Here is a 16,781-nt window from a genome sequence, read left to right on the forward strand (position 1 = left end):
GGAAAAAAATTTCTGAAGACTATACTCGCTGGGTGAAACGGTGTGCCATTTTTCGGCTTCACCGCAGCGCGCGCGTGTCGCGGCGAAGCGAAAAAGTTAGTACTTACTTTATTGACCCTTTTCAGGCGATATCGTTCTGTTCTTTACCCGCGCGGAGTTAAATCAGGGATGCGATTAACGACGAAATTTAGTGCTTTTGTAACACTTCTGACCGGTCTGGCGATTTTTATGACCCTGGTCGGCTGCTCACTCAGCTTTTATAACGCCATACAGGATAAAGTCGCCAATCGCGTGCAGGCCGTCGCCGCTGTAATCGACACTCGCCTGATCTTCACACCCCTTCCGCGCCTGTCAACGCAGCTTGATGAGATGATGGTGCCGGTAGACATCACCTCGATTGAAATTAAGCAGGGCCGTCATATCCTCTTAAGCCATACCCGCAAAGGGAGTTATCGCCCGGCGGGCAGTAACTCTGCGGTGCGTGAGATTGAAATGCCGTCGATGAAGATCCCCGGCGTCACCTTTACGCTGGTCTATCAGGATCCGATGGCCAACTACTTCCGCTCTATGATGACCACCGCGCCGCTGACGGTGGCGATCGGTTTTATGATCGTTATTATCTTCCTCGCGGTGCGCTGGCTGCGGCGGCAGCTCTCCGGGCAGGAACTCCTTGAGCTGCGGGCGACGCGTATCCTCAACGGCGAGCGCGGTGCGCAGGTACGCGGCAGCATCTATGAGTGGCCTTCGCGCACCAGCAGCGCGCTGGACGTGCTGTTAACGGATATTCAGTTTGCCAGCGATCAGCGCAGCCGCATGGATACGCTGATTCGCTCTTATGCGGCGCAGGACACGCGCACCGGACTCAATAACCGCCTCTTTTTCGATAATCAACTGGCAACCCTATTAGAAGATCAGGAAAAGGTCGGCTCGCACGGCGTGGTGATGATGATCCGCCTGCCCGATTTTGACCTGCTGCGCGACAGCGACGGGCTTGCCTCCGCCGCTGAAGAGTACCTCTTTACCCTTATCAACTTACTCTCCACCTTTATTATGCGTTACCCCGGCGCGCTGCTGGCGCGCTATCACCGCAGCGACTTCGCGGTTCTGCTTCCGCACCGCACATTAAAAGAAGCGGAGAGCATCGCCGGGCAGATCCTGAAAGCGGTGGATGGCTTGCCGCCGACCAAGATGTTGACTCGCGAAGATATTATGCATATCGGCATTTGCAGCTGGCGCGGCGGGCAGTCGACCCGGCAGGTCATGGAGCATGCGGAAGCGGCGGCACGCAACGCGGTGCTACAGGGCACCAACAGCTGGTCGGTCTATGACGACTCATTACCCGAGCAGGGGCGTGGCAATGTGCGCTGGCGCACGCTGATTGAGCAGATGCTGAGCCGCGGCGGGCCGCGCGTCTACCAGAAACCGGCTGTTAACCGCGACGGGCAAGTGCATCACCGGGAGCTGATGTGCCGCATTTTTGATGGCGAACAGGAGGTGATCGCCGAAGAGTATATGCAGATGGTGCTGCAATTTGGCCTGTCAGAAGAGTATGACCGGCTGCAGATCACGCGGTTAATGCCGTTCCTCGGCTACTGGCCGGAGGAGAACCTCGCCATTGAAGTCACCGTCGAGTCGCTGATCCGCCCGCGCTTCCAGCGCTGGCTGCGCGATACTCTGATGCAATGCGAAAAATCGCAACGCAAACGGATTATTTTTGAACTTGCAGAGGCGGATGTTTGTCAACACATCAGCCGATTGCAGTCGGTCGTGCGATTGATCAATGGATTAGGCGCGCGCGTGGCGGTGGTTCAGGCGGGTCTGACGTTGGTCAGCACCAGCTGGATTAAAGCCCTGGATGTCGAGTTACTGAAGCTGCATCCGGGGCTGGTCAGGAACATTGAAAAGCGCACCGAAAACCAGCTGCTGGTTCAGAGCCTTGTCGAAGCGTGTAAAGGCACGCGAACCCGCGTCTTTGCGACCGGCGTTCGCACACGCGGCGAATGGCAGATGCTGGTGGAGCGAGGCGTTGCGGGCGGACAGGGCGATTTCTTCGCGGCGTCTCAGCCGCTCGACACCAATGTGAAAAAATATTCACAAAGATACTCGGTTTGAACTGCTGTTTGAGTCGTTTTCACGTAGAATAACGCGCGCTGCCGTGGTTGGGGGGCGTGCGAGCCTGCCCGCCAGATTGTTGCAGTAAAAATGCCGGTTTGACCTTTGCCAGCTTGCAGGCGCAACGTGCCGGAACGACGGCTTTTTTACGCTTCCGGACAGAGTCATGTCGTTTTGCAACAAAGGAAACAAACTGCACTAATTTTCACCGTAGCTGAGACTTCTTGTGCCTTGTCGCTGCTGCGTGTGGTTGGTAAAGTAAGCGGATTTTTCTTTCCGCCCCAGCTTTCAGGATTATCCCTTAGTATGTTGAAAAAATTTCGTGGCATGTTTTCCAATGACCTGTCCATTGACCTGGGTACCGCGAATACCCTGATTTATGTAAAAGGACAAGGCATCGTACTGAATGAGCCTTCCGTAGTGGCCATTCGCCAGGATCGTGCCGGTTCACCGAAAAGCGTGGCCGCAGTCGGTCATGAAGCGAAGCAGATGCTTGGCCGTACGCCGGGCAATATCGCTGCAATCCGCCCGATGAAAGATGGCGTAATCGCTGACTTCTTTGTGACCGAAAAGATGCTGCAGCACTTTATCAAGCAGGTACACAGCAACAGCTTTATGCGCCCAAGCCCGCGCGTACTGGTCTGCGTGCCGGTTGGCGCAACGCAGGTTGAACGCCGTGCGATCCGCGAATCCGCACAGGGCGCTGGCGCCCGTGAAGTCTTCCTGATTGAAGAGCCGATGGCTGCCGCGATTGGCGCAGGTCTGCCGGTTTCCGAAGCGACCGGCTCAATGGTCGTCGATATCGGTGGTGGTACCACCGAAGTCGCCGTTATCTCCCTAAACGGCGTGGTTTACTCCTCCTCTGTCCGCATCGGCGGCGACCGCTTCGACGAAGCGATCATTAATTATGTGCGCCGCAACTACGGCTCGCTGATTGGTGAAGCCACCGCAGAGCGTATCAAACACGAAATCGGCTCTGCCTACCCGGGCGACGAAGTGCGCGAAATCGAAGTGCGCGGTCGTAACCTGGCTGAAGGTGTACCGCGCGGTTTCACCCTGAACTCCAACGAAATCCTTGAAGCCTTGCAGGAGCCGCTGACCGGCATCGTCAGCGCGGTCATGGTCGCGCTGGAGCAGTGCCCGCCGGAGCTGGCATCCGATATCTCCGAGCGCGGTATGGTGCTGACCGGCGGCGGCGCGCTGCTGCGCAACCTCGATCGTCTGCTGATGGAAGAGACGGGCATTCCTGTGGTAGTAGCAGAAGATCCCCTGACTTGCGTAGCGCGTGGCGGCGGCAAGGCGCTGGAAATGATCGATATGCACGGCGGCGACTTGTTCAGCGAAGAGTAATCCGCGTCAGATACGGAGCCTCGCGCTCCGTATCTGTCTGGCCTGAGAATACGCAAAGCCTATGAAGCCAATTTTTAGCCGTGGCCCGTCACTGCAGATTCGCCTGTTCCTGGCGGTTTTGGTGGCGCTTGGAGTCATTATCGCCGACAGCCGCCTCGGTACGTTCAGCCAGATCCGGACGTACATGGATACGGCCGTCAGCCCTTTCTATTTTATTTCTAATGGTCCCCGCGAATTATTAGACAGCGTGTCGCAAACGCTGGCCTCGCGCGATCAGCTCGAACTTGAAAACCGGGCGCTGCGCCAGGAGCTGCTGCTGAAAAACAGCGAGCTGCTGATGTTAGGGCAGTACAAGCAGGAGAACGCGCGGCTACGCGAACTGCTCGGCTCGCCGCTGCGTCAGGATGAGCAGAAAATGGTCACCCAGGTGATCTCAACGGTTAACGATCCCTACAGTGATCAGGTGGTTATCGATAAAGGCAGCGTCAATGGCGTTTATGAAGGCCAGCCGGTAATCAGCGATAAAGGCGTTGTTGGCCAGGTCATCGCGGTCGCCAAAATGACCAGCCGCGTGTTACTGATTTGCGATGCGACTCATGCGCTGCCGATCCAGGTGCTGCGTAACGATATCCGCGTGATTGCTGCCGGTAACGGCTGTACGGACGATCTGCAGCTTGAGCATCTGCCGGCGAATACCGATATTCGCGTTGGTGATGTGCTGGTGACCTCTGGCCTCGGCGGGCGTTTCCCGGAAGGCTACCCGGTTGCTGTGGTCTCCTCGGTGAAACTCGACACCCAGCGTGCATACACGGTGATTCAGGCGCGTCCAACCGCCGGTCTGCAACGTTTACGTTATCTGTTGCTGCTCTGGGGCTCCGATCGCAACGGCGCTAACCCGCGTACGCCGGAAGATGTTCACCGCGTGGCGAACGAGCGTCTGCTGCAGATGATGCCGCAGGTCTTGCCCTCACCGGATACCATGGGGCCGCCTGCACCGATGCCCGCACCGGCGACCGGCTTAACGCAGCCGATGCCGCAACAATCGTCGGGAGGGCAGTAGTGGCAAGTTACCGTAGCCAGGGGCGCTGGGTCATCTGGCTCTCGTTTTTCATTGCGCTATTGCTTCAAATCATGCCCTGGCCGGATGACATCATTGTCTACCGGCCAAACTGGGTGCTGCTGATTTTGCTCTACTGGATCCTCGCGTTACCGCACCGCGTAAATGTCGGTACGGGTTTCGCGATGGGTGCCATACTGGATCTCATTAGCGGGTCCACCCTCGGCGTTCGGGCGCTCTCCCTGAGCATCGTCGCCTATCTGGTCGCACTGAAATTTCAGTTATTCCGTAATCTGGCGCTCTGGCAACAGGCGCTGGTGGTCATGTTATTGTCGCTGGCAACAGAAGTGATTGTCTTCTGGGCCGAATTTTTGGTGATCAACGTCTCGTTTAAACCAGAAATTTTCTGGAGCAGCCTGGTCAATGGCGTGCTCTGGCCGTGGATCTTCCTGCTTATGCGTAAGATCCGTCAGCAGTTTGCGGTGCAATAAAGGTTAATATGACAGCTATCTGGCTTGCTTCTGGTTCTCCCCGCCGTCAGGAATTGCTGACGCAGCTTGGGGTCTCATTTGAGCGTATTGTTCCGGGTATTGAGGAGCAGCGGCAGGCCGGTGAGAGCGCCAGGCAGTACGTGGCGCGGCTGGCGCGGGAAAAAGCGCAGGCGGGCGTGGCGATGGTATCGCGCGATCTGCCGGTGCTGGGCGCCGACACCATCGTCATATTAAATGGGGAAGTGCTTGAAAAACCGCAAGACTCCTCGCATGCTGCCACTATGCTGCGTCAACTCTCCGGGCAGACTCACCAGGTGATGACCGCCGTCGCGATTGCAGATCGTGAGCAGGTGCTGGAGTGTCTGGTGGAAACCGAAGTGACCTTCAGAGCGTTATCAGAAAAGGATATTGCCGACTATGTAGCGAGCGGGGAACCGCTGGATAAAGCCGGTGCGTATGGTATTCAGGGGCTGGGCGGCTGTTTTGTCAGGAAAATTAACGGGAGTTATCACGCTGTCGTTGGCTTGCCGCTGGTAGAAACCTTTGAATTGCTGAGCAATTTCAATGCAGTGCGTGAAGGGAGAGATAATCATGACGGCTGAATTACTGGTCAACGTTACACCATCTGAAACGCGTGTTGCCTATATTGACGGCGGCATTCTGCAGGAAATTCATATTGAGCGCGAAGCACGGCGCGGGATAGTAGGCAATATCTACAAAGGTCGGGTCAGCCGGGTGCTACCGGGTATGCAGGCGGCTTTTGTAGATATTGGTCTGGAAAAGGCGGCGTTTCTTCACGCCTCCGACATTATGCCGCACACCGAATGCGTTGCCGGTGAAGAGCAGAAGAACTTTACCGTGCGCGATATCTCCGAGCTGGTGCGTCAGGGCCAGGACCTGATGGTGCAGGTGGTGAAAGATCCCCTCGGCACCAAAGGCGCGCGTCTCACCACCGACATCACCTTACCCTCCCGTTACCTGGTCTTTATGCCGGGCGCCGCTCATGTTGGCGTCTCCCAGCGCATTGAGAGCGAAGCAGAGCGCGATCGCCTTAAGCAGGTGGTCGCGGGCTACTGCGATGAGCAGGGCGGGTTTATCATTCGTACCGCCGCGGAAGGCGTCTGCGAAGAGGATCTCGCCTCTGACGCGGCGTACCTGAAGCGCGTCTGGACGAAGGTAATGGAGCGCAAAAAGCGCCAGCAGACGCGTTATAAACTCTATGGCGAGCTGGCGTTAGCCCAGCGCGTACTGCGTGATTTCGCCGATGCTCATCTCGATCGTATTCGCGTCGACTCGCGCCTGACCTTTGAAGCGCTGCTGGAGTTTACCGCCGAATACATCCCGGAAATGACCAGCAAGCTTGAGCACTACAGCGGCCGCCAGCCGATCTTCGATCTCTTTGACGTCGAGAATGAAATCCAGCGCGCGCTGGAGCGCAAAGTCGAGTTGAAATCGGGCGGCTACCTGATCATCGATCAAACCGAAGCGATGACGACCGTCGATATCAACACCGGCGCGTTTGTCGGCCATCGCAATCTCGACGACACCATCTTTAACACCAACATCGAAGCCACCCAGGCGATCGCCCGCCAGCTACGGCTGCGCAATCTCGGCGGTATTATCATCATCGACTTTATCGATATGAATAATGAAGATCACCGCCGCCGCGTGCTGCATTCGCTGGAGCAGGCGCTGAGCAAAGATCGGGTAAAAACCAGCATCAACGGTTTCTCCCAGCTTGGCCTGGTGGAGATGACCCGCAAACGCACCCGCGAAAGCGTTGAACATGTGCTGTGCAACGAGTGTCCAACCTGTCACGGGCGCGGCACGGTAAAGACGGTCGAAACGGTGTGCTATGAAATTATGCGCGAAATCGTGCGCGTGCATCATGCCTACGACTCCGACCGCTTCCTGGTTTACGCCTCTCCGGCCGTGGCGGAAGCGTTGAAGAGCGAGGAGTCCCATGCGCTGGCGGAGGTGGAGATCTTCGTCGGTAAGCAGGTCAAAGTACAAATCGAGCCGCTCTATAATCAGGAGCAGTTTGACGTAGTCATGATGTAATTCGCAGCTTTGCTGCGAAACAAGCGGGTCTGATTGGTGTGACAAGGAGAGAGGCGTGAGGCGACTGCCGGGGATATTACTGCTTACAGGCGCGACGCTGATCGTTATCACGGCGCTGCTGGTAAGCGGGTTGCGCCTTGTGTTACCCCACCTTAATGAGTGGCGCGAGCCGATCCTGGCGCGCATCTCCGCGCAAACCGGTCTTCCGCTTAAGGCCAGCGAGTTTCAGGCGCGCTGGCAAACCTTCGGCCCGGAACTGGAGGTGCGCGATATTCAGGCCACGCTGAAAGATGGCGGCAGCGTTGAGGTTAAGCGGGTTACGCTGGCGCTCGACGTCTGGCAGAGCCTGCTGCACCTGCGCTGGCAGTTTCGCGATCTCACCTTCTACCAATTCGCTGTAAACAGCAACACCCCGCTTGAGAGCAGCGAAGAGGGCAACACTCTCGGCAGAGATCGCATCAGCGATCTCTTTTTGCGCCAGTTCGATCACTTCGATCTGCGCGACAGCCGCGTCAGCTTTTTAACCCCATCGGGTCAACGCGCCGAACTGGCGATCCCGCAGCTCACCTGGCTTAACGGCGACGATCGCCACCGTGCCGAAGGGCAGGTGAGCCTCACCAGCTTGACCGGGCAGCATGGCGTGATGCAGGTGCGCATGGATCTGCGCGATGACAACGGCCTGCTGAATAACGGTCGCGTCTGGCTGCAGGCCGATGATATCGATGTCAAACCGTGGCTCAGCCAGTGGATGCAGGATAAGGTCGCGCTCACCTCGGCCCGCTTTAGCCTTGAAGGGTGGATGACGCTCAACAAGGGCGAAATTGAGAGTGGCGATGTGTGGCTGAAGAAAGGCGGTGCCAGTTGGCTTGGGAATAACACCACCCATCGCATGACCGTCGACAACCTGACCACCCATATCAGCCGGCAGAAAGCGGGCTGGCAGTTTGATGTGCCGGTGACGCGCATTGCGATTGATGATAAACCCTGGCCGCAGGGCGCCCTCAGCTTCGCCTGGGTTCCGGCGCAGGAAGCGAAAGAGGCGAGCGATGAGCTACGCGTTCGCGCCACCAATCTTGAACTGAACAGCCTCGACGGGCTGATGCCAATTGCGCAGAAAATCTCCCCGGCGATGTATGACATCTGGAACACTCTGCAACCGGCGGGCAAACTCGAGCGGCTGGCGGTCGATATTCCATTAAAAGCGCCGGAAAAGAGCCGCTTCCAGGCGCGCTGGCAGGACCTTAGCTGGCATCAGTGGAAGCTGCTGCCCGGTATGGAGCACTTCGCCGGCACGCTTGAAGGGAGCGTTGGAAACGGGCGCTTAACTGCCGATATTTCGCAGGCGAAGATGCCGTATGAAACGGTTTTTCGCGCGCCGCTGGAGATCGAAAAGGGGCTGGCCACGCTCAACTGGCAGAAGAACGACCAGGGCTTCCAGCTGGACGGGCGCAATATTGATGTGCAAGCCACCGGGCTGCATGCGCGCGGGGATTTCCGTTATCTGCAACCTGAAGGCAAAGAGCCGTGGCTCAGCATTCTGGCGGGAATCAACGTCTCCGACGCCGGGCAAGCGTGGCGTTACTTCCCGGAAAACCTGATGGGCAAAGCGCTGGTGGACTATCTCAGCGGTGCCATCAAAGGCGGGCAGACGGAAAACGCCACGCTGGTCTTCGCCGGTAACCCGAGCCTCTTCCCCTATAAACACAATGAAGGGCAGTTTGAAGTACTGGTGCCGCTGCGCAATGCCACCTTTGCCTTCCAGCCTGACTGGCCCGCGCTGCAAAACCTCGATATTAGCCTCGACTTCCTCAATGACGGTTTATGGATGAAGAGCGACAAGGTGATGCTCGGCGGCGTGACCGCCAGTAACCTTGCCGCCGCCATTCCGGATTACATCAAAGAGAAGCTGATCATTGATGCCGATATCAACGGGCCCGGCAAAGCGGTCGGCCCCTATTTCAACGAAACGCCGCTGCATGACTCGCTCGGCAACGCGTTAGATGAGCTGCAAATTGACGGTGATGTGAGCGCTCGCTTACATCTCGATATTCCGCTGGACGGCGAGATGACGCTGGCCAAAGGCGAGGTTGCGCTAAAGAACAATTCGCTGTTTATCAAGCCCATCAGCAGCACGCTGAAAAACCTCAGCGGAAAATTCAGCTTCGAGAATGGCAACCTGAAAAGTGAGCCGCTGACGGCCACCTGGTTTAACCAGCCGCTGAATGTCGATTTCACCACCACCGAGGGCGCTAAAGCCTATGAGGTGGCGGTAAATCTCAATGGCAACTGGCAGCCATCGCGCACCGGCGTACTGCCGGAGCAGCTTAACGATGCGCTACGCGGGAATGTGACGTGGAAAGGGGATGTTGGCGTGACGCTGCCTTACCGCGGCGAAGCGAGCTATAAGGTCAACCTCGCAGGCGATCTGGCTAATATCGTCAGCACCTTACCGCCGCCGCTCGACAAGCGGGCAGGCCATGCGCTGCCGGTGAAGGTGAAAGTGGACGGCAACCTGCACAGCTTTACGCTGACCGGCAATGCAGGTGCGAATAATCACTTCAATAGTCGCTGGCTGCTCGGCAGCAAGCTGGCGCTCGATCGGGGGATCTGGACCTCGGAGAGTAAAACCACGCCGCCGCTGCCGGAGCAGAGTGGGCTGGAGCTTAACCTGCCGCCGCTGGACGGCGCACAGTGGCTGGCGCTCTTTAATCAGGGTGCGGCGAGCCATGTCAGCAGCAGCGCTTCGCTGCCGTCGCGTATCACGCTGCGTACACCTGCCCTGACGCTCGGCGGGCAGCAGTGGAATAACCTGAGCATCGTCTCGCAGCCGCAGTTTGCGGGCACCACTATTGACGCGCAGGGTCGCGAACTCAACGCCACGCTGAAGATCAGTGACAATGCCCCGTGGCAGGCCGATATTCGTTACCTCTACTACAACCCGGCGAGCGCTGCGAAGACAAACGATAGCTCTTCGCCGACGACACTTTTCAGCGAGCAGCAGCGCATTGATTTCAGCGGCTGGCCCGATTTGCAGCTGCGCTGTAAAGAGTGCTGGCTGTGGGGGCAGAAATATGGGCGTATTGAGGGCGATTTTGCCATTAAAGGCGATACGCTGACGCTGGCAAATGGGCTGGTCGACAGCGGCGTCGCGCGCCTGACCGCCGACGGCGAGTGGGTGAACCGTGCGGGCGGCGAGCGGACTTCCATTAAGGGCATTCTGCGCGGCGACAAGCTCGATTCGGCGATGGGCTTCTTCGGTGTGCCGACGCCGGTGCGCGATGCGCCGTTCAACGTCAATTACGATCTCCACTGGCGCAGCGCGCCGTGGCAGCCGCAGGAAGCGTCGCTCAATGGCATCCTGCGCACGCGCCTTGGCAAAGGTAAAATCGACGATATCAGCACCGGGCATGCCGGGCAGATCCTGCGCCTTTTCAGCGTCGATTCACTGCTGCGCAAGCTGCGTTTTGATTTCAGCGACACCTTCAGTAATGAGGGCTTCTGGTTTGACTCCATTCGCAGCACGGCGTGGATCAAGGATGGCGTCCTGCACACCGATGACACGCTGGTTGATGGGCTGGAAGCGGATATCGCGATGAAAGGCTCAGTGGATCTGGTGCGTCGCCAGCTTGATGTAGAAGCGGTGGTGGCACCGGAAATCTCTGCGACCGTTGGCGTGGCGGCGGCGTTTGCCGTTAACCCCATCGTCGGCGCGGCGGTGTTTGCGGCCAGTAAAGTGCTGGGACCGCTGTGGAATAAAGTCTCTATTTTGCGCTACCGCATTACGGGCCCGGTAGACCAGCCGCAGATTAACGAAGTGATGCGCCAGCCGCGCACCGACAAAAAGCAATGATTTGACGGCATCGGCGAATTGCCTCAAGCTCCTTGTATCGCACTTTTTTATTGCCCGCTGTGGCGGCAACGACGAGAAAACATGATGAGTCTTAATCTGGTGAGTGAACAACTGCTGGCAGCGAATGGCCTGAATCATCAGGATCTGTTTGCCATTCTCGGTCAACTGACCGCGCGTCGTCTTGACTACGGCGACCTCTATTTCCAGTCGAGCTATCACGAATCCTGGGTTTTAGAAGACCGCATCATTAAAGATGGTTCGTACAATATTGACCAGGGCGTGGGCGTGCGCGCCATCAGCGGCGAGAAAACCGGTTTTGCTTACGCAGACCAGATCAGCCTGCTGGCGCTAGAGCAGAGCGCGCAGGCCGCGCGCACCATCGTCCGCGAAGCGGGCGACGGTAAAGTCAAAACCCTCGGCGCGGTTGAGCATCACAACCTCTATACCAGCATCGATCCGCTGCAGAGCATGAGCCGTGAAGAGAAGCTCGATATCCTGCGCCGCGTCGATAAAGCGGCGCGCGCTGCCGATAAGCGCGTGCAGGAAGTGACCGCCAGCCTGACCGGCGTCTATGAACTGATTCTGGTGGCGGCGACCGACGGCACGCTGGCGGCCGATGTGCGCCCGCTGGTGCGTCTCTCTGTGAGTGTACAGGTTGAAGAGGATGGCAAACGCGAGCGTGGTGCCAGTGGTGGCGGCGGTCGTTTCGGCTATGACTGGTTCCTGCAAGAAGTGGATGGCGACGTTCGCGCCGACGCCTGGGCGCAGGAAGCGGTGCGTATGGCGCTGGTCAATCTCTCCGCCGTTGCCGCGCCTGCCGGTACGCTGCCGGTAGTGCTGGGCGCTGGCTGGCCGGGCGTGCTGCTCCATGAAGCGGTCGGGCATGGCCTGGAAGGGGATTTCAACCGTCGCGGTACGTCTGTGTTCAGCGGCCAGATGGGCCAGCTGGTAGCCTCCGAGCTCTGTACCGTCGTTGACGATGGTACCCTTGCCGATCGCCGTGGTTCGGTCGCCATCGACGATGAAGGGACGCCGGGCCAGTACAATACGCTGATCGAAAATGGCGTGCTGAAAGGCTATATGCAGGACAAGATGAACGCGCGCCTGATGGGCATGCAGCCGACCGGTAACGGGCGTCGTGAGTCTTATGCTCATCTGCCGATGCCGCGTATGACCAACACCTATATGCTGGCGGGCAAATCAACGCCGCAGGAGATCATCGAATCTGTGGAGTACGGCATCTATGCGCCGAACTTCGGCGGTGGCCAGGTGGATATCACCTCCGGTAAGTTCGTCTTCTCGACCTCGGAGGCGTACCTGATTGAAAAAGGCAAAGTGACCAAACCGGTTAAAGGCGCGACCCTGATTGGCTCCGGCATCGAAGCGATGCAGCAGATCTCCATGGTCGGCAACGATCTGAAGCTCGATAATGGCGTTGGTGTCTGCGGTAAAGAGGGGCAGAGTCTGCCGGTTGGCGTGGGGCAACCGACGCTGAAGGTCGACAACCTGACCGTCGGCGGCACGGCCTAAGCGTTACCGTTCACCCTCTTTGCGCAAAGAGGGTGAATGCTTTCACACCCTGCGCCCCTGCATGCTCTGATAGACCTTCGCCACCTCGATAAAATAATCCGTTAAGTAGTTGATACAGACCTGCACTTTCAGCGGCAGCTTATCTTTCTGCGTATAGAGCGCATAGACCGGGCGCGGATCCGACTGGTAGCGTGGGAGCAGGATCTCAAGCTGGCCGCTGTTGATCTCTTCGATCACCCACATCAGCGGCACGTAGGCGATCCCTGCGCCGGCGGTTAACCAGCGGGTCAAGGTCATCGGATCGTTGGTGACAAACCGCCCCTGCGGGATCAGGCGAGTGGCGATCCCTTCCGGGGCTACCAGCTCAAACTCGTTATCCGGGCGCACGCTATACTCGAGCCACGAGTGGTTCACCATGTCGGCTGGTTTTTCCGGCGTACCGTACTGGGATAGATAGTTTTTTGCCGCGCAGACCACCATCGGCATGGTGCCGAGGCGGCGGGAGAAGAGGTTCGAGTCCTGCAATGCGCCAACGCGGATCACCACGTCCAGACCGTCAGCGATGAGATCCGGCGCCGGGATGCCCGTCACCAGATTAACCGACAAACCCGGGTGCTCTTTCAGCATCTCGGCGGTCATTTTTGCCAACACATTTTGCGCCATGGTTGAAGAGCTACCGATACGCAGCGTGCCAATGGGGGTATTGTTAAAGGCGTAGAGCTGCTCGTGTACATCCTGCACCTCATGGAGCATCCTGCGACAGCCCTGATAGTAGATCTTTCCCGCTTCAGTTAGCCCGATACTGCGCGTGCTGCGGTTCAGCAGCTTAACCTGTAGCTCATCCTCCAGCTTCGCCACGGTCTGGCTGATGGACGAAACGCTCATCTGCAGCTGGCGGGCAGCGGCGGTAAAGGAGCCCAGTTCCACCACTTTGGCGAACACCGACATGCGTTTTAAACGTTCCATTATTCACTCTGACTTAAAAGTGATTTAGATCACATAATATAGATAACAGCATAACAGTTACGTTAATATACTATCTATCAATAATATTCACGTCACTCTCGCCTGGCTCTCCTTGCCCTTTCCTGCGGTGGCGTACGAACGATTTATCACCTGCAAGCATAAAAAAACCAAGGTCAACATGAGTCTGTTTCCCGTCATCGTGGTGTTCGGTTTGTCGTTCCCACCGATTTTTTTCGAGCTGATTTTGTCGCTGGCGATTTTCTGGCTGGTGCGCCGGATGCTGGTCCCGACCGGGATCTACGATTTTGTCTGGCATCCTGCGCTGTTTAACACCGCGCTCTATTGCTGCCTGTTTTACCTGCTGTCGCGTTTATTTGTTTGAGGTAGAAGTGAAAACACTAACAAGAAATATCACCCGTACCGCCATCACCGTAGCGCTGGTTATCCTGGCGTTTATCGCCATTTTCCGCGCCTGGGTTTACTACACTGAATCTCCGTGGACGCGCGATGCGCGCTTCACCGCCGATGTGGTGGCGATCGCTCCGGATGTCACCGGGCTTGTCACCAGCGTCAATGTTCATGATAACCAGCTGGTCAAACAGGGCCAGGTGCTCTTCACCATCGACCAGCCGCGCTACCAAAAAGCGCTTGAGCAGGATGAAGCCGATGTCGCTTATTACCAGGCTTTAGTCAATGAGAAGCGACGCGAGGCCGGTCGCCGTAACCAGTTAGGCATCCAGGCGATGTCGCGTGAAGAGATAGAGCAGGCGAATAACACCCTGCAAACTGAACTGCATCAGTTAGCGAAAGCGCAGGCGACGCGCGATCTGGCGAAGCTCGATCTCGAGCGCACCATTATTCGTGCTCCGGCCGATGGCTGGGTCACCAACCTTAACGTTTACGCCGGTGAGTTCATCACCCGCGGCTCTACCGCCGTGGCGCTGGTGAAACAGAACAGCTTCTATGTGCTGGCCTATATGGAAGAGACCAAGCTTGAGGGCGTGCGCGCCGGTTATCGCGCCGAGATCACACCGTTAGGCAGCAACCAGGTGTTGAAGGGCACCGTCGACAGTGTCGCCGCCGGGGTGACTAACTCCAGCAGCACCAATGACAGCAAAGGGATGGCGACCGTCGACTCTAACCTCGAATGGGTCCGTCTGGCCCAGCGTGTGCCGGTGCGTATCCGCCTGGACCAACAGCAGGGCAACCTGTGGCCGGCCGGCACCACTGCAACCGTCGTGGTCACCGGCAAAACCGATCGCGACGCCAGCCAGGATTCGCTGTTTCGTAAAATCGCCCACCGTCTGCGTGAGCTGGGATAATCGCTATGGGGCTGTTCTCTATCGCCAGCCAGCATCTGCGCTTTGCCTGCAAACTGGCCGGCGCGGTGGTGCTGGCGCTGTTTGTCGGCTTTCACTTCCAGCTTGAAACGCCGCGCTGGGCGGTGCTGACCGCCGCGATTGTTGCCGCCGGCCCCGCTTTTGCGGCGGGCGGCGAGCCTTACTCCGGCGCGATCCGCTACCGGGGCATGCTGCGTATTGCCGGAACCTTTATCGGCTGTATCGCCGGGCTGACCATCATTATTATGCTGATCCGTACGCCGCTGCTGATGCTGCTGGTGAGCTGTATCTGGGCGGGCTTTTGTACCTGGGTCTCCTCGCTGATTCGCGTTGAGAACTCCTACGCCTGGGGGCTGGCGGGCTACACGGCGCTGATCATTGTCATCACCATTGAGCCCAACCCGCTGCTGGCACCGCAATACGCGGTGGAGCGCTGTAGTGAGATCGTGGTGGGGATTTTGTGCGCGATTGTTGCCGATTTGCTCTTCTCCCCGCGCTCGGTGAAGCAGGTGATCGACCGGGAGCTCGACAGCCTGCTGGTGGCGCACTATCAGTTAATGCAACTCTGCATCAAGCATGGTGACAGCGAAGAGGTCGATGCCGCCTGGGCGGCGCTGGTTCGCCGCACCGCCGGGCTGGACGGCATGCGCAGCAATCTGAAAATCGAATCCTCCCGCTGGGGACTGGCGAACCGCCGACTGAAAGTGATTAACACCCTCTCACTGACGCTGATTACCCAGGCGTGCGAAACCTACCTGATTCAGAACACGCGCCCGGAACTCATCACCGATACCTTTCGTGAGCTGTTCGATGAGCCAGTTGAAACGGTGCAGGACGTACACCGACAGTTAAAACGCATGCGCCGGGTGATTATCTGGACCGGCGAGCGCGACACGCCGGTGACGCTCTACAGCTGGGTCGGGGCAGCGACGCGCTACCTGCTGCTTAAGCGCGGCGTGATTGGCAATACCAAAATCAGCGCCATCGAAGAGGAGGTGCTACAGGGCGAAGCGGTGGTGAAAGCGGAGTCCGCCGAGCGCCACCATGCGATGATTAACTTCTGGCGCACTACGCTCTCCTGCGCCCTTGGCACGCTCTTCTGGCTGTGGACCGGCTGGACTTCCGGCAGCGGGGCGATGGTGATGATCGCCGTTGTCACCTCGCTGGCGATGCGGTTGCCCAACCCGATTATGGTGGCGAAGGATTTTGTCTACGGCATGCTGTGGGCGTTACCGATAGGCGCGCTCTACTTCCTCGTTATTTTGCCCGCCACGCAGCAAAGCATGCTGCTGCTCTGTATCAGCCTTGCGGTACTCGCCTTCTTTATTGGTATCGAAGTGCAAAAACGGCGGCTGGGATCGATGGCGACGCTGGCAGGCACCATCAATATTCTGGTGCTGGATAACCCGATGACCTTCAAATTCAGCTTCTTCCTCGACAGCGCGCTGGGGCAGCTGGTGGGCGTGGTGCTGGCGATAACGGTGATCCTGCTGGTGCGCGATAACTCGCAGGCGCGCACCGGGCGGGTGCTGCTTAACCAGTTTGTTTCGGCAGCGGTCTCGGCGATGACCACCAACACCGCCCGGCGTAAAGAGAACCATCTCCCGGCGCTCTATCAGCAGCTTTTCTTGCTGCTGAATAAATTTCCCGGCGACGTGGCGAAGTTTCGCCTCGCGCTGACGCTGATCATCGCCCACCAGCGCCTGCGCGATGCACCGGTGCCGATCAATGACGATCTCTCGGCCTTCCACCGGCAACTGCGCCGCACCGCCTCCCAGGTGATTGCCGCTGGATCCGATACCAAGCGGCATCGCTACTTTACCCAGTTGCTGGAGGAGCTGGCGGTGTACCAGCAGAAGCTGCGCGAGTGGAATGCCTCGCCGCAGGTGACGGAGCCGGTCGAACGGCTAACCGGCATGCTGCATAAGTATCAACACGCGCTAACCAGCAATTAATGACAAAGCCGACGCCCTAAGCGTCGGTTTTTTTATGACTATACTTCACTGGAGAATCAACACACCGCA

General features: G+C 58.0%; 12 protein-coding genes. 11 read left to right on the top strand and 1 reads right to left on the bottom strand.

All coding sequences use genetic code 11. From position 1 onward, the window contains the following. The first annotated feature begins 168 nt into the window (after nt 1-168). The 8 genes from csrD to tldD all read left to right on the top strand — a co-directional run bounded on the left by csrD (nt 169) and on the right by tldD (nt 12,451). Nucleotides 169-2,112, top strand: a complete 1,944-nt coding sequence (csrD, locus tag PU683_RS05920) for an RNase E specificity factor CsrD (RefSeq protein WP_277170641.1) — start codon at nt 169-171, stop codon at nt 2,110-2,112. Nucleotides 2,113-2,418: 306 nt separating this feature from the next. Further along, the gene (gene mreB / locus PU683_RS05925) at nt 2,419-3,462 is read left to right on the top strand and encodes a rod shape-determining protein MreB (RefSeq protein WP_006818047.1); all 1,044 of its coding nucleotides are present in this window, start codon (nt 2,419-2,421) and stop codon (nt 3,460-3,462) included. Nucleotides 3,463-3,523: 61 nt separating this feature from the next. After that, entirely contained in the window at nt 3,524-4,522 is a 999-nt protein-coding gene (gene mreC / locus PU683_RS05930; protein ID WP_023480946.1) for a rod shape-determining protein MreC, read from the top strand. Then, on the top strand, nt 4,522-5,010 hold the full coding sequence (gene mreD / locus PU683_RS05935) for a rod shape-determining protein MreD (protein ID WP_187800282.1): 489 nt from the start codon (nt 4,522-4,524) through the stop codon (nt 5,008-5,010). Before mreC ends, mreD begins: the two co-directional genes overlap by 1 nt. An 8-nt stretch (nt 5,011-5,018) precedes the next feature. After that, entirely contained in the window at nt 5,019-5,612 is a 594-nt protein-coding gene (locus PU683_RS05940) for a Maf family protein (RefSeq protein WP_200579760.1), read from the top strand. Next, nucleotides 5,602-7,071 carry a ribonuclease G gene (gene rng / locus PU683_RS05945; protein ID WP_277170642.1) on the top strand — a complete coding sequence of 490 codons (1,470 nt, stop codon included), beginning with the start codon at nt 5,602-5,604 and terminating at the stop codon, nt 7,069-7,071. The genes PU683_RS05940 and rng overlap by 11 nt, the downstream gene beginning before the upstream one ends. Before the next feature lie 55 nt (nt 7,072-7,126). Then, nucleotides 7,127-10,921 carry an AsmA2 domain-containing protein YhdP gene (gene yhdP, locus PU683_RS05950; protein ID WP_277170643.1) on the top strand — a complete coding sequence of 1,265 codons (3,795 nt, stop codon included), beginning with the start codon at nt 7,127-7,129 and terminating at the stop codon, nt 10,919-10,921. An 84-nt stretch (nt 10,922-11,005) separates the two neighbouring features. After that, nucleotides 11,006-12,451, top strand: a complete 1,446-nt coding sequence (gene tldD / locus PU683_RS05955; protein WP_277174224.1) for a metalloprotease TldD — start codon at nt 11,006-11,008, stop codon at nt 12,449-12,451. Nucleotides 12,452-12,493: 42 nt separating this feature from the next. Here tldD and aaeR read toward each other — a convergent pair whose 3' ends face one another. Beyond that, the gene (gene aaeR, locus PU683_RS05960) at nt 12,494-13,417 is read right to left on the bottom strand and encodes an HTH-type transcriptional activator AaeR (protein ID WP_277170644.1); all 924 of its coding nucleotides are present in this window, start codon (nt 13,415-13,417) and stop codon (nt 12,494-12,496) included. Nucleotides 13,418-13,595: 178 nt separating this feature from the next. Between aaeR and aaeX the strand changes: the two genes are divergently transcribed. From aaeX to aaeB, 3 genes are read left to right on the top strand one after another with little or no spacing between them, the layout of a single operon-like run. Further along, entirely contained in the window at nt 13,596-13,799 is a 204-nt protein-coding gene (aaeX, locus tag PU683_RS05965; RefSeq protein WP_187800278.1) for a p-hydroxybenzoic acid efflux pump operon protein AaeX, read from the top strand. A gap of 7 nt (nt 13,800-13,806) precedes the next feature. Continuing rightward, a complete protein-coding gene (gene aaeA / locus PU683_RS05970; protein ID WP_277170645.1) occupies nt 13,807-14,739 on the top strand; it encodes a p-hydroxybenzoic acid efflux pump subunit AaeA in 933 nt (310 codons plus the stop codon). 5 nt (nt 14,740-14,744) lie between these two features. After that, entirely contained in the window at nt 14,745-16,712 is a 1,968-nt protein-coding gene (gene aaeB, locus PU683_RS05975; RefSeq protein ID WP_277170646.1) for a p-hydroxybenzoic acid efflux pump subunit AaeB, read from the top strand. The last annotated feature ends 69 nt before the right edge of the window (nt 16,713-16,781 follow it).

The organism is Candidatus Kosakonia sp. 282A-S69, assembly GCF_029433855.1.
GTDB classification, from domain to species: Bacteria; Pseudomonadota; Gammaproteobacteria; order Enterobacterales; family Enterobacteriaceae; genus Kosakonia; species Kosakonia cowanii_A.

Excerpts from the sequence above, each read along its gene's own strand:
- aaeB (WP_277170646.1), top strand. The coding sequence starts at position 14,745 with ATGGGGCTGTTCTCTATCGCCAGCCAGCATCTGCGCTTTGCCTGCAAA.
- mreC (WP_023480946.1), top strand. The coding sequence starts at position 3,524 with ATGAAGCCAATTTTTAGCCGTGGCCCGTCACTGCAGATTCGCCTGTTC.
- csrD (WP_277170641.1), top strand. The coding sequence starts at position 169 with ATGCGATTAACGACGAAATTTAGTGCTTTTGTAACACTTCTGACCGGT.
- mreB (WP_006818047.1), top strand. The coding sequence starts at position 2,419 with ATGTTGAAAAAATTTCGTGGCATGTTTTCCAATGACCTGTCCATTGAC.
- PU683_RS05940 (WP_200579760.1), top strand. The coding sequence starts at position 5,019 with ATGACAGCTATCTGGCTTGCTTCTGGTTCTCCCCGCCGTCAGGAATTG.
- tldD (WP_277174224.1), top strand. The coding sequence starts at position 11,006 with ATGAGTCTTAATCTGGTGAGTGAACAACTGCTGGCAGCGAATGGCCTG.
- aaeR (WP_277170644.1), bottom strand. The coding sequence starts at position 13,417 with ATGGAACGTTTAAAACGCATGTCGGTGTTCGCCAAAGTGGTGGAACTG.
- rng (WP_277170642.1), top strand. The coding sequence starts at position 5,602 with ATGACGGCTGAATTACTGGTCAACGTTACACCATCTGAAACGCGTGTT.
- aaeX (WP_187800278.1), top strand. The coding sequence starts at position 13,596 with ATGAGTCTGTTTCCCGTCATCGTGGTGTTCGGTTTGTCGTTCCCACCG.